This is a genomic window from Streptomyces botrytidirepellens, assembly GCF_003721215.1.
Lineage (GTDB): Bacteria > Actinomycetota > Actinomycetes > Streptomycetales > Streptomycetaceae > Streptomyces > Streptomyces himastatinicus.
This window is the reverse complement of sequence record NZ_RIBZ01000340.1, coordinates 1-502: the sequence shown is the minus strand read 5'-3', so window position 1 is coordinate 502 and position 502 is coordinate 1. Positions and strand designations below refer to the sequence as shown.

At 67.1% G+C, this 502-nt stretch carries 1 protein-coding gene; it reads right to left on the bottom strand.

What is annotated here, in order from left to right; all coding sequences use genetic code 11:
- A partial coding sequence (locus EEJ42_RS30880; protein WP_123105173.1) for an acyltransferase domain-containing protein occupies nt 1-502 on the bottom strand: 502 nt, incomplete at both ends.

The following is a 502-nucleotide window of genomic DNA, read 5'->3' as shown; positions in this document are numbered from 1 at the left end:
GCCAGTAGCTTTGGTGCTGGAAGGCATACGTCGGCAGCGGAACGGGCCGGCCGGTCCCCAGCACGGCCGCCCAGTCCGGAGCGGTGCCGTGCACATGAGTGTGACCCAGCGCCTCCAGAACGGTCCGGACCTCCGAACGCGTGCGATGGCAACTCGCCACCACACTGTGCTCCTCAGCCAGCAACGGCGTGAGCACCGCACCCGGCCCGATCTCCACCAGCACATCAGCAGCAGGCAGGTCAGCCACCGCGTCATGGAAACGGACAGCACGCCGCGCGTGATCCACCCAATACGCAGCCGAGTCCACCGGATGCGCGGAATCAGCCGTAGCAACGATCCTCAGACCCGGCGCACGGAAGTCCAGCTCCTCCAGCACCCCACCGAAGTCTCCGAGCATCGGCTCCATCAGCGGCGAATGGAAAGCATGGCTGACCCTCAGACGCGAGGTACGCACCCCACGCTCACGCCACTGCTCCGCAAGCCGGTCGATCTCCCCGACCGG